We start from the raw sequence: 18828 nt of genomic DNA on the forward strand, positions 1-18828 counted from the left end.
TCGATGACGGCCAGGACCATCCGCTGGAGTTCGAATACGACGTTCATGACCGACTGATCACCGAGCACCAAGGCTGGGGCACCTTGCGTTATGGCTACGACGTCAGCGGCCAGCTCAAGCATTTGCGTCTGCCGGACAACAGCCGTCTTGAATACCACCGCGCCGATGGTGGAGCGCTGACGGCCATCGACCTCAATGGCTCACGGCTCACCGGCCATCATTTCGAGTTCGGTCGTGAAAAAAGCCGCCAACAAGGCCTGCTGCACAGCGACTATGCCTACGACGACCAGGGCCGTTTGCAGGCCCACGCCGTCAGGCAAAACCAGCGTCCGCTGTACCGTCGCGATTATGCCTACAGCGCCAACGGCAACCTCGCACAGATCAGCGACACGCGCCACGGCCCACGGCGCTACCAGTACGACCCGCTCGACCGCCTGACCGGCGTGCGCCACGGCCGTGAGCAAGCCCCGGAAAACTTCACTCACGACCCGGCCGGCAACCTGCTGATCCACGACCGCCCCGGCCCTTGGCAGCTCAAGGGCAACCGCCTGCGCCGTCACGCCGACCGGCATTACGACTACGACGCCTACGGCAACCTGATCCGCGAACGGCGTGGCCACGACATCACCGCCTACACCTACGACAGCCAGCACCGCCTGACCGGCCTGACCTTGCCCGACGGCCGCACGGCGAGCTACCGCTACGACGCCTTCGGTCGCCGCATCAACAAAACCGTCGACGGCCACTGCACACAGTTTTTCTGGCAAGGCGACCAACTCGTTGCCGAAAGCAGCCCCAGCCACTACCGCAGCTACCTCTACGAACCGGGCAGCTTCCGGCCCTTGGCCATGCTCGACGGCAAAGGCCCGAAAAAAGCCTGCCCGTTTTACTACCAACTCGACCACCTCGGCACCCCGCAGGAACTCACCGACTACGGCGGCGAGATCGTCTGGTCGGCGAATTACACCGCCTACGGCAAAGTCAGCCAAATAACCCACGGTGGCGGCGAACAGCTGGAACAACCGCTGCGCTTCCAGGGCCAATACTTCGACGCCGAAAGCGGATTGCACTACAACCGCCACCGCTATTACCACCCGGATATCGGACGCTATCTGACGCCGGATCCGGTGAAGCTGGCGGGTGGCTTGAACAGCTATCGGTACACGCCGAATCCGGCGGGGTGGGTGGATCCGCTGGGACTAGCGTGTCAATGTCCGGGCGATTCAGATGCCGATGGGCCGTTCAGTGAAATTGTTCCGGGTGGTGGATTAGCTGCGCATGAAGCTCAGGGAGGTCATCTTATAGAGAAGCATATTGATAGGTCCGAAGCACAGTTGCGGGAAAGGCTCAAGGCTGAACCCCATATACCAATTGCGTCGACATTTCCTAATCGGACTGCTGCAGAAACCACAGTTTCAAGTGTTATTAGTAAAAATAAAAAGTTGATCGATGAGTTCATGAAAGGGAAAGCACAGAAGCTCGTTATTACCCAGCCTATGCCGGCACCCGTTGGCGTTGGCGTCGTTCGCGATAGTGGAAGGCTCGAAGCTTTGTCTACAGTAAAGTTGATACTTAAGAAAACTCCAAGCACGTCGTCTGGCCACTTTATATTAACGGGGTATGCAAGTGATAAATGACTCGTTTTGGAAGCTTTATCAGTTCTTGGGAGCCTATTTTAATGAGGACTGGATGTGTGAGTGCGAGGTGGCTGACGATGTTGTTAGGTCGTTCATGAACGACTCTACAGCTGAGACAATATCAGAAGTGAAAGGTGAAATTGTCGCTCTACTGCACATGCGTATGGCTGAGTTCGAGCTGAGAGAGTTTTTACTTAAAGATATGAGTTGTTCTTATTGTTATTGGCATGAGTGGGAGTCAGGGGAGGTATGGCTGAATCATCTTGTTGAGATGCTTGGTTAGTGAGGTTATCTGATTGATCGGCGGTTGGGGGGGCAGCCTACTTGAATGGGCTAGGTGAGAATCAATTCGAGATTTGGATTGTTTGGTCCGCCATCATCGCGAGCACTCACCGCTGCCCCATCAACCAAGCCCCCTCAGGCTCCGGCACCGCCAAGCTATCAATCACATGCACGCTATACCCCGGTACATTCTTCGCGTGGTGTTTAGCCTGTGAGGCCATCTCCGCCAATTGGCTGGCATCGATTTCCTCGCAGGCTTCCGGGTGCAGGTGCACCACGCCGATGGACAGCGACAGCAGCGGAAATTCCTGGCGTACGCCCTGGCGGTTGGGGGCGATGAAGCAGCCGGCTTCCAGGTGTTCGGCGCGGTAGAAGCGTCGGCACTGGCTCTGGAAGTCGTCCAGTAGCTGGTTCAAACGTTTGCCCCAGTCTTCCGGGCCGAGCACCAGCAGGAAGTCGTCGCCGCCGATGTGGCCGACGAAGTCGCGGGACGGGTCTACGCGGTCGTTAAGGCATTGCGCCAGGCACAGCAGGACTTCGTCGCCACGGCCGTAGCCGTAGATGTCGTTGAAGGGTTTGAAGCTGTCGATGTCGACGTAACAGATCACCGATTCGCGTTTCTGTTGCAGCAGTCGCGTGAGGCATTGCTGGATCGGCACGTTGCCCGGCAGCAGGGTCAGCGGGTTGGCGTAGCGGGCCTGCTGGATCTTCAGTTCGGTAATCAGCTTGAGTACATCGATTACCCGGCCAAGGCCCAGGTAGCTGCCGTTGAGGGTGATGATGAAGTCTTCTTCGATGCGTTGCCGGGCCCGGCTGGTGATCAGGCGGCTGACCTGTTGCAGCGACTGGCTCATCTCGACGGCGAGGAAGTCATCGCTCATCAAGCGGCTGATGGGTTTGCGGGCGAACAGGTCAGTGGCAAACGGCTTGAGCAAGGCGTCCGAGAGCGAGTGCCGGTGGACGATACCGCATGGCTGGTCTTGTTCATCCAGCACTGCCAGCGAGTTCAGATTGGCTTGGCGGCGGAAGGCCTCCAGAACGGTGGCGGTCGGCGTGTTGCGACCCACCGCAGGCTGGTCGTTGAGCAGGGCGCTGAGGTCGCTGGCTTCATCGTTCAGCGCCACGGCAGTGTTGTCCTGTCGCGGCATCAGGGTCCGGGCATCCCGTGGCGGATGTTCTTGCGGACGGCAGAGCAAATAGCCCTGAACCAGATCGATACCCATCTCGGTCAACACCGCCAGTTCTTCCGGCAACTCGATGCCCTCGGCGATCACTTGTGCCCGCGAAGCCTTGGCGATTTGCAGGATCGAGCCGACGAATTCGCGCTTGAGGGCATCCTGATGGATGCCGTCGATGAAATGGCGATCGATCTTCACGTAGTCTGGACGTAGCTCGGACCATAGACGCAAACTCGAATAGCCCGCACCCAGATCATCCAGGGCGATGGAAAAACCCATCGCCCGATAGTGATGCAGTGCGGTCTGCAGCAACTGGAAGTCGTCGATCGGCGTCTGTTCGGTGAGTTCGATCACCACCTGACTCGGCGGGATGCCGAAGTCCTGCAGCAGTTGCAGGGTACGACCTGGTTGGTGGGCGGCTTCGAGCAGGGATTCCGGGGACACGTTGAGGAACAACTTGCCGGGCAACTGCTGTTCGTTAAAACGCCGGCAAGCGCTTTGCCTGCAGGCAATTTCCAGCTCGCTCAAACGACCGGCCTGGCGGGCAACCGCGAACAAGGCGATGGGCGAGTGCAGCGGGCTGTTGGAGGGGCCGCGGCTGAGGGCTTCGTAGCCGAAAATTCTTCGCTCAGAGAGGCTGATGATCGGCTGGAACAGACTGTGCAAACCGCCTTGAGTCAGAATCGAGCTCAACGCACTCAGCTGTTCGGTTGTGGTCATGGCGTTCTCTGGCGATAAAAAAAGGACTGGGAGCCTTGGCTCCCAGTCCTCTATTGCACGACAGAATGATGACTGTTTGATGACGCCCAGCTGGGCATCAGCATTAAATTGCCATCATTTTAGTGCTTGGCCACCGCGGTATTGAGTTTGAGGTAGTCCAGCAAGATACGCCCGGTTTCGCTCAGGTAGGCATCGTCTTCCGGCTTGGTCTTGTCTTGCTCGGCCGCGATAGCGTCTTCGTCTTCTTTCTTCAGCTCTTTGAGCGGCTCTTCGCCCTTGGCCTTGCGACGAATGTTCTCCATCGCCAGTTGCTTGGCTTCGATATCGGTGTGTTGCGCGCGACGCTCGGCTTCGTTGAGGCTGACGGTTTTCTCGTTCATCAACTTCTGCGCCAGGGCCAGTTTGTCGCGAATGAACACGAACTCCGCATCTTTGGCTGTACGCACGTCATGCTCGGACTTGAGCTGGGTGATGTACGGTTTGAACGGGTCGACCGCAGGCTTGATCGCCGCGCGGATGGTGTCCCACGGCATGGCTTCCGGCAGGGCGCTTTCGCCGATTTCCTTGGTGTCGATGATCGACGGGTAATCGATGTCCGGCAGCACGCCCTGATGCTGGGTGCTCTGACCGGAAACCCGGTAGAACTTGGCCAGGGTCAGTTTCAGTTCGCCATGGTTCAGCGGCTGAATGGTCTGCACGGTGCCTTTACCGAAGGTCTGGCCACCGATGATCAGCGCGCGGTGGTAGTCCTGCATGGCGCCGGCAAAAATCTCCGAAGCCGAGGCGGACAAGCGGTTGACCAGCAATGCCATCGGACCTTTGTAGAAGGCGCCCGGGTTTTCATCTTCGAGAACGTCGACGCGGCCATCGGCGTTACGCACGAGTACGGTCGGGCCTTTGTCGATGAACAGGCTGGTCAGCTCGGTGGCTTCCTGCAAGGAGCCGCCGCCATTGTTGCGCAAGTCAATAACCACGCCGTCGACTTTTTCTTTCTGCAACTCGGTCAGCAGCTTCTTGACGTCGCGGGTGGTGCTCTTATAGTCCGGATCACCGGCGCGGAATGCCTTGAAGTCCAGATAGAACGCCGGGATCTCGATGACGCCGAGCTTGTAGTCCTTGCCGTCCTGTTTCAGGTTCAGCACCGACTTCTTCACTGCCTGATCTTCAAGCTTCACCGCTTCGCGGGTGATCGGCACGATCTTGGTGGTCTGGTCGTTCGGCGCGTTGCTGGCCGGAATCACTTCCAGGCGCACCACGGTGCCTTTCGGGCCGCGGATCAGCTTGACCACTTCGTCCAGGCGCCAGCCCACTACATCGACCATCTCTTTGTTGCCTTGGGCAACGCCGATGATCTTGTCGGCCGGAGCAACTTGTTTGGTCTTGTCCGCTGGACCTGCCGGCACAAGGCGCACGACTTTCACTTGATCGTTATCGCTCTGCAACACGGCGCCGATGCCCTCAAGGGACAGGCTCATGTTGATGTCGAAGTTTTCCGCGTTATCCGGCGACAGATAGTTGGTGTGCGGGTCGTAGGACATGGCGAAGGTATTGATGTACGCCTGGAAGATGTCTTCCGCGCGGGTCTGGTCCAGACGCGCCAACTGGTTCTTGTAGCGCTTGGTCAGGGTTTCCTGGATCTGCTTGGAATCCTTGCCGGCGATCTTCTGACGCAAAACCTCATCCTTGACGCGTTTGCGCCACAGGTCGTCGAGTTCTGCGGTGGATTTGAGCCAAGGGGCGTCCTTGCGATCGATCAGCAAGGTTTCCTTGGTGGTGAAGTCCATTTTGTCGACGCCCTTGTTCAGCTCGGCAAGGGCGAAGTCCAGACGCGCTTTGACGCGGTCCAGGTAGCGCTTGTAGATGGTGAACCCGGCGTTGAGGTCGCCGCTCTTGAGGAAGTCGTCGAACTGGGTTTTCCACTTGTCGAATTCGGTAATGTCGCTGGCCATGAAATAGCTGCGCGACGGGTCGAGCAATTTCAGGTAACTGTCGTAGATGATCACTGAGCGCGCGTCATCGAGCGGCGGCTTGCTGTAGTGGTGGCGCTTGAGCAGTTCCACGACGTTCAGACTGGCGATGACTTCGTCACGATCAGGTTGAAGCTTGTCCCAGCTATTGGCTGCGAAAGTATTGCCGGACATCGGCAACAGGCCGATGCCGATGAAAAGAGCGAGGGCGGTGCTGGGGAACAAACGCTTCATGTTGATTCGACGCGGGGACAATTGATAACGCATATTAGGCCGTCTTTGAAGTCGCCGGTTCCACATGGGCCGGTCGCATAATGCAAAAAGCCCGGCGCTACAGCTTCGGGCTCAGTCCAGACTCACTATGGAGGCACTGTGAAAGCATTGCAAGGCGTTGACGGTCAAGTGGAGTGGGTTGAAGCGCCGAGTCCTACGTGTGATGTAGGACAAGTTCGCATTCGTGTGGCGGCAGCGGGTCTTAATCGCGCCGATTTGTTGCAGAAGGCCGGCCTGTATCCGCCACCGCCGGGGGCCAGTCAGGTGCTCGGTCTAGAGTGTTCGGGAGTGATCTGCGAGGTCGGTCCGGGCTCGTCGTGGAAGGTCGGCGACCGCGTCTGCGCCTTGCTGGCCGGGGGCGGCATGGCCGAAGAGGTGGTTGTCGACGGACGGCACGTGCTACCGGTTCCCGACGAAATGTCGTTGGCCGAAGCAGCCGCGTTGCCGGAAGTCTATGCAACGGTCTGGTTGAATTTGTTTCAACTCGCAGCGCTCAAACCGGGTCAGAAAGTTCTTCTGCACGCCGGAGCAAGTGGAATCGGTTCAGCCGCCATTCAGCTGTGCAAGGCGTTCGGCAATCCGTGCTGGGTCAGCGTCGGCTCGGCCGAACGGCTGGCGTACTGCGAAGCGCTCGGCGCCCAGGGTGGCGTGGTGCGCACCAGTGATCCGGAGAGCCTGAGCGACCTGGGGCCGTTCGACGTCATCCTCGACCCTGTGGGCGGCAATTACGCGGCGCTGAACCTCAAGCTGATGGCGCTGGACGGTCGTTGGGTGTTGATAGGGTTGATGGGCGGCCGCGAGGCCAAGCTGGATCTGGCGCAGGTATTGGCCAAGCGTGTGCAGCTTTTGGGGTCGACTTTGCGTAGCCGCGACGATCAGTTCAAGGCGGACCTGTTCAGTGATTTGAGCCAGCATGTGTGGCCGTTGTTTGCTGAAGGGCGATTGAGCCCGCAGTTGGCCAAGGCTTTCCCGATCAAGGACGCCGAAGCGGCGTTTGCGGAATTGGCGAGTAATACGGTGGCGGGGAAACTGGTATTGGTGATTGATGCCAGCCTGACCTGATATCGGGTTGGCTTTGAAAAGATCGCAGCCTTCGGCAGCTCCTACATGGAACGCGATCCCCTGTAGGAGCTGCCGCAGGCTGCGATCTTTTTTTTATTTCCAGAGATGGATCGGCCAACCGGCCTTCTCGGCCTGCTCACGCAACACCGGGTCCGGGTTTACCACATGCGGGAAATCCACCTTCAGCAACAACGGCAGATCATTGCGTGAGTCGGAGTAGAAACTCGCGCCTTCCAGGTTTTCCTCTTCCGCATCCAGCCACTCCAGCAATCGGGTGATCTTGCCTTCGCGGTAGGTCAGGGTGCCGACGGTCTTGCCGGTATAAGAGCCGTGAGCCACTTCCAGTTCAATGCCGAGAATCTCGTCGATGCCCAGACGTTCCGCTATCGGTGCGACCAGGTGCGTGCCCGACGCGGAGATCACCAGAATACGGTCACCGGCCTTGCGGTGGGCGGCGATGGTTTTGGTGGCGTCGCTGAAGATGATCGGTTCGATGAAGTCTTCTACCCACGGACCAACCAGGTGCGCTACTTCTTCAGGTGTACGGCCAATCAACGGCTCCAGGCTGAAGGCCATGTAGTCTTCCATCGCCAGATGGCCTCGGCCGTAGGCGTCCATCAGTTCCTTGTCGCGACGCAGGAAAGATTCGCCGTCGACCCAGCCGAGGCGGACCATTTGTTCGCTCCACAGCGAGGCGCAGTCGCCGTGGATCAGGGTTTCGTCCAGATCAAAAATTGCCAGGGCCATCAGTGCAGTTCTCTCTTCAACGTCAGCAAGGTCATCAGGCTACCTCACACAGGGCTGTTGGATCGATGGAAAGTGCCAGGCGCTGACCATCGGGATGCAGGTCGGAGGCCGAACGGTTGAGCACATCCACCACCAGTTCCACACCACGTGCTTCGATGCGGTAGCGAATCACGTTGCCCAGCAGGCTATGGCTGCGCACCTGTGCGTCGAGCTCGCCGTTCAGACTCAATTCGATGGCCTCTGGGCGAATGGCGATGCGGTGGTTGATCGGTCGCTGCAGAAGTTTCGTCGCATTCTCGGCGTCCAGCAGGTTGTAGTTGCCGATGAACCCGGCGGCGAATACATCCACTGGCGCGGTGTAGAGGGTTTCGGCGTCGCCGCTTTGTACGATTTTTCCCTGATTCATCAGGAAAATGCGGTCAGACATGGTCAGGGCTTCTTCCTGATCGTGTGTGACGAATATCGTGGTCAGGCCCAGCTCGCGCTGGATCTGACGGATCTGTTCACGCAGGTGCTTGCGGATCCGCGCATCGAGAGCCGATAGCGGTTCATCCAGCAGCAACAGGCGAGGTCGGGTCACCAGTGAGCGGGCGAGGGCGACTCGTTGGCATTGGCCGCCGGACAGCTGATGCGGATAGCGCGCAGCAAAATCGTGGAGCTCCACCAGTCTCAGGACTTCGGCGACACGCTTCTGACTGTCATCGGCGTTGACCTTTTGCATGCGCAAACCGAAGGCGACGTTCTGTTCCACGGTCATGTTCGGGAACAGCGCATAACTCTGGAACACCATGCCGATCCCGCGCTTTTGCGGGCTCAACGGCACGATGTCGACCCCATCAAGCAGGATCTTGCCGCCGTCCACCGAGGTCAGCCCGGCGATGCAACGCAATAGCGTGGATTTGCCGCAACCGGACGGGCCGAGCAGGGTGACGAACTCGCCTTTCTGGATTTCGCAGTTGATGTCGCTGAACACCGTGGTGCCCGCGTAGTTTTTCTGAAGATGTTGGACGCTGACATAGCTCATTCGCTTTTGTCCCTGTTCAAGATGTTGGCAATCCAGGTCAGAATCAGCACAAAGAGGAAGTAGGAAATCACCAGCGCGCTGGTGAAATGGCCACTGCTGTTGCGCATGTTGTTGAGGTAGACCTGCAGGGTTTCGTAACGGGTGCCGACGAGGATGTTGGCGAAGACGAACTCACCGAACAGGAACGAGAACGACAGCAGCAACGCCACCATCAAGCCCTTGCGCAGGTTCGGCAACACCACCAGGAACGCCGCCTGAAAAGTGCTGGCGCCGAGCAGTTGGGCGGCGTCCATCAGGTCGCGCAGGTTGATCGCTTGCAGGTTGTTGGTGATCGCCCGGTACATGAACGGCAGCGCCACGGTGAAGTAGCAACCGATCAGGATCCACGGCGTACCGACCATCGCGAATGGCCCGGAACCGTAGAGCTGCAACAGCCCCACCGACGACACCACCGGCGGCACGGCGAAGGGCAGCAGGATCAGGATGTTCATCAGCGCATCGAGTTTCGGGAAGTGGTAATGCACCACGAACAGCAGCGGCAGAATCAGTACCACCGACAGAATCAATGCACCGACACACACCAACAGCGATTGGCCAAAAGCGTTCAGGAAGCGCGGATCGCTCCACAGCTGTGCATACCATTTGATACTGAAACCGCTGGGCAGAATGGTGGCCGACCAACTGCTGGAAATCGAGTAGATAAAGGTGCCGAGCAGCGGCAGCAACATAATCGCAAACAGCAGGTAAACCACCACGCGATGGTAAATGCCGGCGGGCCCCAATTCAGCGCGAGACATGGTAGCTCCTCTTCAACAGCAGTTGATGGACGATGGTCACCAGGGTCATTAACGCCACCAGTACCACGGCCAGGGCACTGGCCAGGTTCGGGTCCAGGGAAATGTCGCCCGAGACCATCGCTGCGATCCGGATCGTCAGCACGTTGAAGTTGCCGGTGGTCAGGGCGTACACCGTGGCGTAGGCGCCGAGGGCGTTGGCCAGCAGGATCACGAAGGTGCCGAGCAGCGCCGGGGTCAGCACCGGCAGACCGATGTGCCGCCAGTACTGCCAGCCGTTGGCGCCGAGCAATGCGGCGGACTCACGCCAGTCTTCGCGCAGCGCGTCGAAGGCCGGGTAAAGCAGCAGCACGCCGAGGGGAATCTGGAAGTAGGTGTAGAGAATGATCAACCCGGTTTTCGAATACAGGTTGAAGTCCTGAATGATCCCGGCCTGCTTGAGCAGGATGGTGAAGCTGCCGTTGAAGCCCAGCAAAATGATGAAGGCAAAGGCCAAAGGCACGCCTGAGAAGTTGCTGGTCATGTTGGCGAAAGCGTTGACGAAGTTGCGCAGCTTCGAGTCGACCCGGCGCAGGGAATAGGCGCCGAGCACCGCGATGACGATGCCGAACACGCTGGACCAGAAACTGATCTCGAGGCTGTACTGGATCGCCTGGAGGTAGAACTTCGAGCTGAAGATTTTTGTGAAGTTGGCAATACCCCAGCCGAACTCTTCCGATTCGAGGCTGTTGATCATCACCCACACCAAAGGGGCGATTTCGAACACGATGAAGAACAGAGCGAAGGGCACCAGACATAACGCTGCCAGCCATTTGCCGCGGGAGTTGGAATTCACTTGAGCAGCTCCCGACACACAGGTTTGTCATGAGGTACGCCCAGCAGTTCGCAGACGGTGCCGCAAATCTCGGTCTGCTTGGGCGTGGCGTCGGCGCTGAAGCTGAACGCGTCGCCGAGGACGAACAGCGGGACTTCGCGTTCTTCCGGTAGCAAGCCGTTGTGGGAGCGGTCGTTGTTCATGCCGTGGTCGGCGGTCACCAGCACCTGATAGCCGGCGTCGAGCCAGCCTTGCAGGTAGTCGGCGAGGTAGATGTCAGCGAAGCGTGCGCTGTTGCGGTATTGCGGGGTGTCGAGGCCGTGCTTGTGCCCGGCGTCGTCGATGTTCATCGGGTGGATCAACAGGAAATTCGGCGTATGGCACAGGCGCAGGTTTTCGGCGTCGGCGAACAGGTGCGAATCCGGGTAGTGATCACTCCAATAGAAATGCCCGTGCTGGATCGGCAGGTCGGGGTTGTCGGTATGACGATCCCGGGATGCCACGAACGGCGAACGGTTATACAGCTCGCTGACCCAGTGGTAAGCCGCCGCCGCGGTTTTAAGACCGGCCTCGGTGGCGTAGTGATAGATGCTGCGCTGGTTGGACAGGCGCGAGACGTTGTTGTGAACGATGCCGCTGTCGATCGGCGTGACGCCGGTTAGGATGCATTCGTAAAGCGGTCGGGACAGGGCCGGCAACTCGCACTCCAGTTTGTAGAGCGCTGCGCGTCCTGCGCCGACATATGCCTGCAGGTGTCCCATGGCGTGGCGGGCGACTTCGAAGTTGAGGCCGTCGAGCACGACAAGGATGACGTTGTGCTTCATGGGAATGGGACTCCGCAAATATTGAATATCGTCAAAGCCTGTAGGAGCAAGGCTTGCCTGCGATGGCATCACCCACGATCTACCGGATAGACCGAGTTGACTGCATCGCGAGCAAGCCTTTGCTCCTACAGATGAAGCATCACTTCATTTCGACTATGACTTCTTCGTTCCACTTCTGCGGCAGGGCCTTGGAAGTCTTCTCCCATGCATCCGCGTCCTTGATCGGCGTGACCTTTTTGTACTGCTCGTTCGGCAGCAGCTTGGCTTTCACGTCGTCTGGCAGCGTGATGTGCTCGGCGCGGATCGGACGGGCGTGGCCTTTGGCCAGGTTGATCTGGCCGGCGTCGCTGAAAATGTACTCGCGGGTCAGCTTGGCGGCGTTCGGGTTTTTCGCGTATTTGTTGATGATGGTGGTGTAGCCGGAAATCACCGAACCGTCGGACGGGATCAGCACCACGTAGTCATCCGGGTTGGCCATCTTGGCCTTGTAGCTCAGGCCGTTGAAGTCCCAGACCACGCCGACTTCGATTTCGCCTTTTTCCATGGCACCAATGACCGGGTTGGACATCGACAGGCGACCCTGCTTGGCGATATCGGCGAACAGCAGCAGCGCAGGTTGCAGGTTCTTCTCGTCGCCACCGTTGGCCAGTGCCGCGGCCAGAACGCCGTTCGCAGCCTGGGCAGCGGTGCTTACGTCACCGATGGAAACCTTGTATTTGCCGGTCTTGAGGTCAGACCACTTGGTTGGCACTTCGGACCCGTGCAGCAGTTTTTTGTTGACGATGAAGGCGATGGTGCCGGTGTAGGCCAATGCCCAGTTGCCGTCCTTGTCCTTGGCCCAATCAGGAATCTGATCCCAGGTCGAAGGCTTGTACGGTTGCACCACGCCTTGCTTGACCGCGATCGGGCCGAAGGCGGCACCGACGTCGCCGATGTCGGCGCTGGCGTTGTCTTTCTCGGCGGCGAACTTGGCGATTTCCTGTGCCGAGCTCATGTCGGTGTCGATATGTTTCAGGCCGTATTTCTTGGCCAGGTCTTCCCAGGTGCCTTTCCAGTTGGCCCAGTCATCGGGCATGCCGACGCTGTTGACTGCGCCTTCCGCTTTCGCAGCGGCTTCCAGGGTTTTCAAATCATCAGCCGCCATGGCGGCGGTGCACATGGCAATGGTCGAGCCTAACAGTGATGCCAGGAAAAACTGTTTCATTCCGAAGCTCCTTGGGTCGTGTTCAACGCTGCGATTGCGGTTGGTGTTGGTCTAGGTCAGCAATACCTGAGCCAATCTAAGGGGGCTGGATGACACTTTGATGTCGTTCGTCGCCCGGCAAGACGTTTATTTGCTCGATATTGGCGGCTGCCAGCTAAGCGTAGACCATAGGCAAAGGCCCGCTACGCAAGGACTTGGCCGATGTATTGCACGGTTTTTAAATGACCGCCGGGATGACCGTCCGCAGACTTGTCATCTCTCAGTCATCTGCACTGCCTACGCTTGCAGGACATTGATTGAATCGATTTTCAGCGCGGTTCTGCCCCGAAACAGTGCTGGTCTAGTCCAGATAGGTAACGTTGATGCGCGATGAGGCTACAAAAGCGGTGACAGCGATTGGCCAGGTTCTTCAGGAACAGCTCGATCACGGGTTGTTGGCGCCTGGCAGCAAATTGCCGGCCGAACGCAAGCTCAGTGAGTTGTTTGGCACAACGCGGATCACTGTGCGCGAGGCGTTGTTGCAGTTGGAGTCTCAGGGGCAGATTTACCGCGAGGAACGCCGGGGCTGGTTCGTATCGCCGCCGCGCCTGGCCTATAACCTGATGCAGCGCAGTCACTTTCACGCGATGGTTGGCGCTCAGGGGCGGGTGCCATCCACCGAGGTGATTTCTGCGCGTTTGCAGCCGGCGTCGGCGGCGGTCTGTGCCTGGTTGCAGTTGCCGGCGCTGTCGAGCGTGATTCAGATCTGCCGTTCGCGGCGCATTGATGGGCGGCTGGTGTTGTATGTGGAGCATTACCTGAACCCGCAGTATTTCCCGGGGATTCTGGATTTTGATTTGAACCAGTCAATTACCGAGCTTTATGCGCGGCACTACGATCTGCATTACGGGCGGGTGCGGTTCGAGATTGTGCCGACGGCGTTGTCGGTGGATGCGGCGGCGGCCTTGCGCGTGTCAGTGGGCAGCCCGGGCTTGCGCATTGCCCGGGTCAATTACGATCAGCATGAGCGGTTGATCGATTGTGATCTGGAGTTCTGGCGGCATGACGCGATTCATGTCGGCGTTGATGTCCTGTAGGAGCTGCCGCAGGCTGCGATCTTTTGATCTTTTTAAAAACAAAATCAAAAGATCGCAGCCTGCGGCAGCTCCTACAGAGGCTGTTCTTTTTCTGGGCCACCACCAGCAGTCACCACCTGCACACTCAACCGCGGCGTCGCCAGTTCCATTCCCGCTTCATCCAGATGCCGTTTCAGTGACAGATTGAACGCCCGCGAAACTTCCCACTGTTTGATCGGCGCAGTCTTGAACCGAGCGCGGAGTATTGCGTTGCCGGACTCGAAACTTTCCACGCCTTGAATCTCCAGCGGCGACCAGATGTTTCGTCGTTGCAGTGGGTCGGTGCGCATTTTCTGGCCGACTTCGCGCATCAGTTTGATCGCGCTGTCGATGTCCATGCTGGCAGGCACCGCGACCCGGAAGATCGCGTAGCCGAATTCCCGGGAGTAGTTCTTGATGCTTTTGATTTCGCTGAACGGGATGGTGTGGACGATGCCATCGATGTCCCGCAGGCGGACGGTGCGGATGGTCAGGCCTTCGACGGTGCCGAGGTGGCCGCCGACGTCCACGTAGTCGTCGATGGCCAGGGAGTCTTCGATGATGATGAACAACCCGGTGATCAGGTCGGCCACCAGCGATTGCGCACCGAAACCGATGGCCAGGCCGATCACGCCGGCACCGGCCAGCAGTGGCGTGACGTTCATCCCCATGTTCGCCAGGGCGACGATCAGCGCAATGATGAAGATCGCCACGAACAGCACGTTGCGGATCAGCGGCATCATCGTCTGCGCGCGGGCGTTGGCCAGGCCTTTGCGTGAGCGGGTGAGGGCGTGGTGCACGGCGGTGTCGCTGAGGATCCAGACCAGCCAGGCGAAGATCAGCGTGCCGATGAGGCTGAACAACTTGACGCTGACTTCATGGCCTTCGCCTTCGGTGAACGCAATCAGCGACATGCCCCATACCCGCAAGCCGAGTTCGATGAACGCCAGCCACACCAGCAGATGCGCGAGGGTGTAGAAGAAGCTTTTCAGGCGCTCGGAATACAGTGCGTGGCGCTTCACACCGCGTTGCGGTTTGAGCGCGTGGCGGCGGACCAGGCCGTTGATGACCATGCACAACACCAGCAACACGGTGCAGATCAGCGATTGGCGCAACGCAGTGCTGGTATCGCCAGCGGAAACGAACGTGGCGAACAGTGAAATGCCCACCAGTACCAGCGCCGGGACGTACCAGAAGGTGCCGAGGATTTCGATGGTGTCGCTGAGGGCGCGGCGGGTCAGGCGTCGGGACAGCGGCTGGTTGCGGATCAAGTGGGCGATCGGACGGCGGAATCGCAGGATGAACAACCCGGTGGACAGCGCCGCCAAAATATTGGCCACCGTCGCCGCGGTATGTGCCAGATGCACGCCGAGGCTTTCGATCAGACGCGGGTCGTTCAGGGCTTCACCAAACGCGGCGAAGCTGCCGATCAGCCACAACGGACGGAAGGCCTGATGCCGCAAAATGTACAGGGCGCGGTGGCGGTGTGGGCCGTCGAGCAGGGAAAAAGCGATTACGCAGATCGCGGAGAAACAGGTGCCAACCACTAGCGCATAGGCCAGGACCATGGCCAGGCTTTTGCCCAGTGATGAAGGCAGGGCGTAGCTCATGTAGACCGTGATCACCAAGGCAATCAGCCATGGCCCGAGCTTGCGCAAAGCGAAGCGCAACATGTCCAGGGCCCTGGGGTGTTGTGGCAGTTCTTCGGTCAGGCCGAAGCGCATGCGCACCCGGTGGCTGACCCAGATCAGCGCCGCTGCCAGCAGGCTCCAGACCATCAGAATCACGGCGAAGGCGAAGATGATCGGCAGCCATTCGTTGGCGGGCAGCACCAGCGCTGTCAGTTCGTCGCTGGCCAGGTCGAACTCGTTGGTCCAACGGGTGAGCGGACTGTCGGCACCGGAAAATTGTTTTTCGAAGCTGGCCAGTGTCCCGCCAATCAGGCCCAGCACGCCTTGTTCGGTGGCCGGTTGGGCTTTTTTCGTGGCGTCGCGCAGTTTCTTCAGATCGGCCAGCAATTTGCTTCGCTGCTGATCGTTCTCCAGCGACTTGATGACTTCGTCCAGGGACTGCCCTAGAGGTTCTTGTGCCTCGGGTTGGGTTTTCGCCGAACTGTTGAGCAGGCTCGGCAAGCCGACAGCCTGGGCCGGCGCCATCGGCAGCAGCGTCATCAGGCAGACAAGGAAAAAGCACGGCAGGGCAAACAGACGAGCGAACACTAGGCGGTCAACCTCGGAGTGAGCGGGTCGACCGAGTGTACGAGCCCGTCAAAATCAATGCGAGTCAGGGTACGTATTTATTCGTTGAGTTTGGCGAGGATCTTGATAACCACGGTGGCGAAGATCGTCAGCATGCCGATCCACATGGCGAATACGCCGAGGTTCTTGTCACGAAAGTTGAAGCCGATCGCCAACAGGAGCATTCCGGCAAGAATCGGGATCAGCATGGCGTGGAAGGTGGACATCGAGATCATGGCGACTGCCTTGTCGAAAGGAATGATTGAAGTCTAGGTGGCTTTTGGATGGTCGGTAGTGAGGTGTGTAGGAGCTGCCGCAGGCTGCGATCTTTTGACTTTGCCTTAAAACAAGATCAAAAGATCGCAGCCTGCGGCAGCTCCTACAGGTACTACGGCAATTCGCGGCAGGCGTAGAACGCGCTCAGCACTTTGACCAGATGCGCCAGGTCATGGCTGCCGCACAGTTCGCGGATCGAGTGCATGGCGAACGTCGGCAGGCCGATGTCCACGGTGCGCACGCCCAGGTGGCTGGCGGTGATCGGGCCGATGGTCGAGCCGCAGCCCATGTCGCTGCGTACCACGAAACTCTGCACCGGCACTTCTTCGGCCATGCACAGGTGACGGAAGAATCCGGCAGTTTCGCTGTTGGTGGCGTAGCGCTGGTTGCTGTTGACCTTGATCACCGGGCCGGCATTGAGTTTCGGGCCGTGGTTGGCGTCGTGCTTTTCCGCGTAGTTCGGGTGCACGCCGTGGGCGTTGTCGGCGGAAACCAGCAGGGATTTCTGAATGGTGCGTACGAATTCATCACCTTCGGGCAGCAGGCGACGCAGCGTTTGCTCAAGCATCGGGCCGTCGGCACCGCAGGCCGAGCATGAACCGACTTCTTCGTGATCGTTGCACACCAGCACGCAGGTTTCGTCGGTGTCCGCAGTCAACAATGCTTGCAGGCCGGCGTAGCACGACAGCAGGTTGTCCAGGCGCGCGCCGGCGATGAAGTCACCGTGCAAACCGATGACGGCGGCGCTTTGGGTGTCGTAGAAGCTCAGCTCGTAATCGAGCACCACGTCGGCATTCAGACCGTGTTCGCGGGCGAGCTGGTCGGTGATCACCGCACGGAAATCCACGCGTTCGTCACCGGCAAACTGCGCCAGCACTGGCGGCAATTCGGTCTGGGCGTTGATCGCCCAACCCATGTTGGCTTCACGGTTGAGGTGAATGGCCAGGTTCGGAATAATCGCGATCGGTGCCTTGAAGTCGATCAACTGGCTCTCGACCTTGCCGTCACGGCGAAAGGTCACGCGGCCCGCGAGGGACAGGTCGCGGTCGAACCACGGTGCCAGCAGTGCGCCGCCGTAGACTTCGACGCCCAGTTGCCAGAAGCCCTGGCGTTGCAGTTCCGGTTGCGGCTTGACCCGCAGGCACGGGCTGTCGGTGTGGGCGCCGACCAGGCGAATGCCGCCGTGCAGTGGCGAGTGGCGACCCATTTTGATCGCGACGATCGAAGAGTCGTTACGGGTGACGTAGTAGCGGCCATTGGCTTCGGTGTGCCATGGCTCGCGTTCGTCGAGGCGTTGATATCCCGCCGCTTCCAGACGCTGAACAAGGCTGGCGGTGGCATGGAACGGGGTAGGGGAGGCCTTGAGGAAGTCGATCAGGCCTTGGTTCAACTCTTCGCGCATAAGTAGCTCCAGACAGCAGTGGGGCCAGTTTAACGTATTGGTCAGAGAATTGGCGGGGGAGTGCTGGGTAGGCGGTCCCTGGTATCGGGCCTGGAGGAGATCTCTGTAGGAGCGAGCTTGCTCGCGAAGGTCGTGAACGATGACGCGGAAACCCAAATGCGCTGCGGCGTCCTTGGGTTTTTCGCGAGCAAGCTCGCTCCTACAGGGATTGCTTTTGCTTTAGAACGGGGCCGGGCACTCGAAACGCAGGCGCTCGCCGGTCTGGGGATGGGTGAAGCTGAGCATGCTCGCGTGTAGGCACAGGCGCGGCCAGGCAGCCAGCGCCTGCTCGTGGGCGTAGAGCCCGTCACCGAGCAGCGGGTGGCCGATGGAGAGCATGTGCACGCGTAGTTGGTGCGAACGGCCGGTGATCGGCGTGAGCTCCACGCGGCACCAGTCGCCGCAACGCTCCAGCACACGCCAGAAGGTCAGGGCGTTCTTGCCGAACTCATGGTCAACCACATGGCGAGGCTTGGTCGGCGGGTCGTAGCGCAGCGGCAAGTCGATGCTGCCGCTGTCGAGTTCCGGTTGGCCCCAGCACAGTGCGGTGTAGGCCTTTTCGGTTTCGCGGTCGTGAAATTGCCGGGACAGTTCACGGTGCGTATCGGGATCGCGGGCCAGCAGGATGATGCCGGAGGTTTCCCAATCCAGCCGATGGACGATTCGCGCTTCCGGGTAACCGTTTTCCTGCAGACGAGTAATCAGGCAGTCCTTGTTGTCATCGGCCCGGCCTGGGACGGAGAGCAACAAAGTCGGTTTGTTCACCACCAGTACGGCGGCGTCCTGATGAATGATGTGGACATTGGACAACGGCATTAAAACAGCCTCGTAACAAACGCCAACGGCGGCTCAGGCGTCCCGTTCTCTGTGGGAGCAAAGCTTGCTCGCGATTCAGGCAACTCGGTATTCAGACAAACCGAGGTGATGCTATCGCGAGCAAGCTTTGCTCCTGCAAATGCAGGAAAGCCTGAGCCGCCGTGGCTCCAGCCGGATCGACTCAGCGATCTGGCAGGGTGATATTGAGTTCCAGAATCGAGCAGCTGCCCTGGCTTTCCAGTGCGACATGCACGTCATCGGACCCGATATTGACGTACTTGCGAATCACCTCGACCAGTTCCTTCTGCAAGGCCGGCAGGTAGTCCGGGGTGCTGCGTTGGCCGCGTTCGTGCGCCACGATGATCTGTAGACGCTCTTTCGCTACCGACGCGGTGCTTTGCTTTTTGTTGGCACGAAAGAAGTCAAAAAGGTTCATTG

General features: G+C 59.2%; 17 protein-coding genes. 4 read left to right on the top strand and 13 right to left on the bottom strand.

The genetic code is table 11. The annotated features are described in order from the left end of the window. The coding region (locus ACM110_RS27075; RefSeq protein WP_416130167.1) for an RHS repeat-associated core domain-containing protein at nt 1-1637 on the top strand (1637 nt) is incomplete at its 5' end. Continuing rightward, nucleotides 1621-1920 carry a contact-dependent growth inhibition system immunity protein gene (locus tag ACM110_RS27080; protein WP_416130168.1) on the top strand — a complete coding sequence of 100 codons (300 nt, stop codon included), beginning with the start codon at nt 1621-1623 and terminating at the stop codon, nt 1918-1920. The genes ACM110_RS27075 and ACM110_RS27080, both read left to right, overlap by 17 nt. A gap of 106 nt (nt 1921-2026) precedes the next feature. Here ACM110_RS27080 and ACM110_RS27085 read toward each other — a convergent pair whose 3' ends face one another. Both ACM110_RS27085 and ACM110_RS27090 read right to left on the bottom strand, forming a co-directional pair. After that, nucleotides 2027-3817: a bifunctional diguanylate cyclase/phosphodiesterase gene (locus ACM110_RS27085; protein ID WP_416130169.1), complete on the bottom strand. Its 1791-nt coding sequence runs from the start codon at nt 3815-3817 to the stop codon at nt 2027-2029. 119 nt (nt 3818-3936) lie between these two features. Then, on the bottom strand, nt 3937-6018 hold the full coding sequence (locus ACM110_RS27090; RefSeq protein ID WP_416130170.1) for a carboxy terminal-processing peptidase: 2082 nt from the start codon (nt 6016-6018) through the stop codon (nt 3937-3939). 138 nt (nt 6019-6156) lie between these two features. Here ACM110_RS27090 and ACM110_RS27095 point away from each other — a divergent pair, with 138 nt between their 5' ends. Then, nucleotides 6157-7119 (top strand): zinc-binding dehydrogenase, encoded by a 963-nt coding sequence (locus ACM110_RS27095; RefSeq protein WP_416130171.1) that lies wholly within the window; start codon nt 6157-6159, stop codon nt 7117-7119. Nucleotides 7120-7212: 93 nt separating this feature from the next. On the opposite strand, the gene ACM110_RS27100 is transcribed toward ACM110_RS27095, so the two are convergent. The 6 genes from ACM110_RS27100 to ACM110_RS27125 form a co-directional block, all read right to left on the bottom strand. After that, on the bottom strand, nt 7213-7866 hold the full coding sequence (locus ACM110_RS27100; protein ID WP_416130172.1) for an HAD family hydrolase: 654 nt from the start codon (nt 7864-7866) through the stop codon (nt 7213-7215). Between the two features lie 34 nt (nt 7867-7900). Then, on the bottom strand, nt 7901-8890 hold the full coding sequence (locus ACM110_RS27105; protein WP_338585449.1) for an ABC transporter ATP-binding protein: 990 nt from the start codon (nt 8888-8890) through the stop codon (nt 7901-7903). Further along, the gene (locus ACM110_RS27110) at nt 8887-9687 is read right to left on the bottom strand and encodes an ABC transporter permease (protein WP_416130173.1); all 801 of its coding nucleotides are present in this window, start codon (nt 9685-9687) and stop codon (nt 8887-8889) included. The genes ACM110_RS27105 and ACM110_RS27110 overlap by 4 nt, the downstream gene beginning before the upstream one ends. After that, nucleotides 9674-10519 carry an ABC transporter permease gene (locus tag ACM110_RS27115; RefSeq protein WP_416130174.1) on the bottom strand — a complete coding sequence of 282 codons (846 nt, stop codon included), beginning with the start codon at nt 10517-10519 and terminating at the stop codon, nt 9674-9676. Before ACM110_RS27115 ends, ACM110_RS27110 begins: the two co-directional genes overlap by 14 nt. Then, nucleotides 10516-11322: an alkaline phosphatase family protein gene (locus tag ACM110_RS27120; RefSeq protein ID WP_416130175.1), complete on the bottom strand. Its 807-nt coding sequence runs from the start codon at nt 11320-11322 to the stop codon at nt 10516-10518. The genes ACM110_RS27115 and ACM110_RS27120 overlap by 4 nt, the downstream gene beginning before the upstream one ends. 139 nt (nt 11323-11461) lie before the next feature. Continuing rightward, nucleotides 11462-12526 carry an ABC transporter substrate-binding protein gene (locus ACM110_RS27125; protein ID WP_416130176.1) on the bottom strand — a complete coding sequence of 355 codons (1065 nt, stop codon included), beginning with the start codon at nt 12524-12526 and terminating at the stop codon, nt 11462-11464. A gap of 362 nt (nt 12527-12888) precedes the next feature. On the opposite strand from ACM110_RS27125, the gene ACM110_RS27130 reads away from it, so the two are divergent. Beyond that, nucleotides 12889-13602 carry a UTRA domain-containing protein gene (locus ACM110_RS27130; RefSeq protein WP_416130177.1) on the top strand — a complete coding sequence of 238 codons (714 nt, stop codon included), beginning with the start codon at nt 12889-12891 and terminating at the stop codon, nt 13600-13602. Between the two features lie 71 nt (nt 13603-13673). Here ACM110_RS27130 and ACM110_RS27135 read toward each other — a convergent pair whose 3' ends face one another. The 5 genes from ACM110_RS27135 to minE all read right to left on the bottom strand — a co-directional run bounded on the left by ACM110_RS27135 (nt 13674) and on the right by minE (nt 18826). Continuing rightward, nucleotides 13674-15839 (bottom strand): mechanosensitive ion channel family protein, encoded by a 2166-nt coding sequence (locus ACM110_RS27135; protein ID WP_416130178.1) that lies wholly within the window; start codon nt 15837-15839, stop codon nt 13674-13676. A gap of 77 nt (nt 15840-15916) precedes the next feature. Beyond that, nucleotides 15917-16093: a hypothetical protein gene (locus ACM110_RS27140; RefSeq protein ID WP_338585456.1), complete on the bottom strand. Its 177-nt coding sequence runs from the start codon at nt 16091-16093 to the stop codon at nt 15917-15919. A gap of 152 nt (nt 16094-16245) precedes the next feature. After that, the gene (locus tag ACM110_RS27145; RefSeq protein ID WP_150772629.1) at nt 16246-17535 is read right to left on the bottom strand and encodes a M18 family aminopeptidase; all 1290 of its coding nucleotides are present in this window, start codon (nt 17533-17535) and stop codon (nt 16246-16248) included. 219 nt (nt 17536-17754) lie between these two features. After that, nucleotides 17755-18390, bottom strand: coding sequence for an RluA family pseudouridine synthase (locus tag ACM110_RS27150; protein ID WP_046027121.1), 636 nt, complete (start codon nt 18388-18390; stop codon nt 17755-17757). A 181-nt stretch (nt 18391-18571) separates the two neighbouring features. Continuing rightward, nucleotides 18572-18826, bottom strand: coding sequence for a cell division topological specificity factor MinE (gene minE / locus ACM110_RS27155; RefSeq protein ID WP_007974947.1), 255 nt, complete (start codon nt 18824-18826; stop codon nt 18572-18574). Nucleotides 18827-18828 lie beyond the last annotated feature (2 nt).

Source organism: Pseudomonas sp. NFX98, assembly GCF_047784845.1.
In the GTDB taxonomy this organism is placed as follows: Bacteria; Pseudomonadota; Gammaproteobacteria; order Pseudomonadales; family Pseudomonadaceae; genus Aquipseudomonas.

Coding starts and splice junctions, on each gene's coding strand:
- minE (WP_007974947.1), bottom strand. CDS start 18,826: ATGAACCTTTTTGACTTCTTTCGTGCCAACAAAAAGCAAAGCACCGCG.
- ACM110_RS27080 (WP_416130168.1), top strand. CDS start 1,621: ATGCAAGTGATAAATGACTCGTTTTGGAAGCTTTATCAGTTCTTGGGA.
- ACM110_RS27120 (WP_416130175.1), bottom strand. CDS start 11,322: ATGAAGCACAACGTCATCCTTGTCGTGCTCGACGGCCTCAACTTCGAA.
- ACM110_RS27110 (WP_416130173.1), bottom strand. CDS start 9,687: ATGTCTCGCGCTGAATTGGGGCCCGCCGGCATTTACCATCGCGTGGTG.
- ACM110_RS27140 (WP_338585456.1), bottom strand. CDS start 16,093: ATGATCTCGATGTCCACCTTCCACGCCATGCTGATCCCGATTCTTGCC.
- ACM110_RS27090 (WP_416130170.1), bottom strand. CDS start 6,018: ATGAAGCGTTTGTTCCCCAGCACCGCCCTCGCTCTTTTCATCGGCATC.
- ACM110_RS27130 (WP_416130177.1), top strand. CDS start 12,889: ATGCGCGATGAGGCTACAAAAGCGGTGACAGCGATTGGCCAGGTTCTT.
- ACM110_RS27105 (WP_338585449.1), bottom strand. CDS start 8,890: ATGAGCTATGTCAGCGTCCAACATCTTCAGAAAAACTACGCGGGCACC.
- ACM110_RS27145 (WP_150772629.1), bottom strand. CDS start 17,535: ATGCGCGAAGAGTTGAACCAAGGCCTGATCGACTTCCTCAAGGCCTCC.
- ACM110_RS27085 (WP_416130169.1), bottom strand. CDS start 3,817: ATGACCACAACCGAACAGCTGAGTGCGTTGAGCTCGATTCTGACTCAA.
- ACM110_RS27100 (WP_416130172.1), bottom strand. CDS start 7,866: ATGGCCCTGGCAATTTTTGATCTGGACGAAACCCTGATCCACGGCGAC.
- ACM110_RS27150 (WP_046027121.1), bottom strand. CDS start 18,390: ATGCCGTTGTCCAATGTCCACATCATTCATCAGGACGCCGCCGTACTG.
- ACM110_RS27125 (WP_416130176.1), bottom strand. CDS start 12,526: ATGAAACAGTTTTTCCTGGCATCACTGTTAGGCTCGACCATTGCCATG.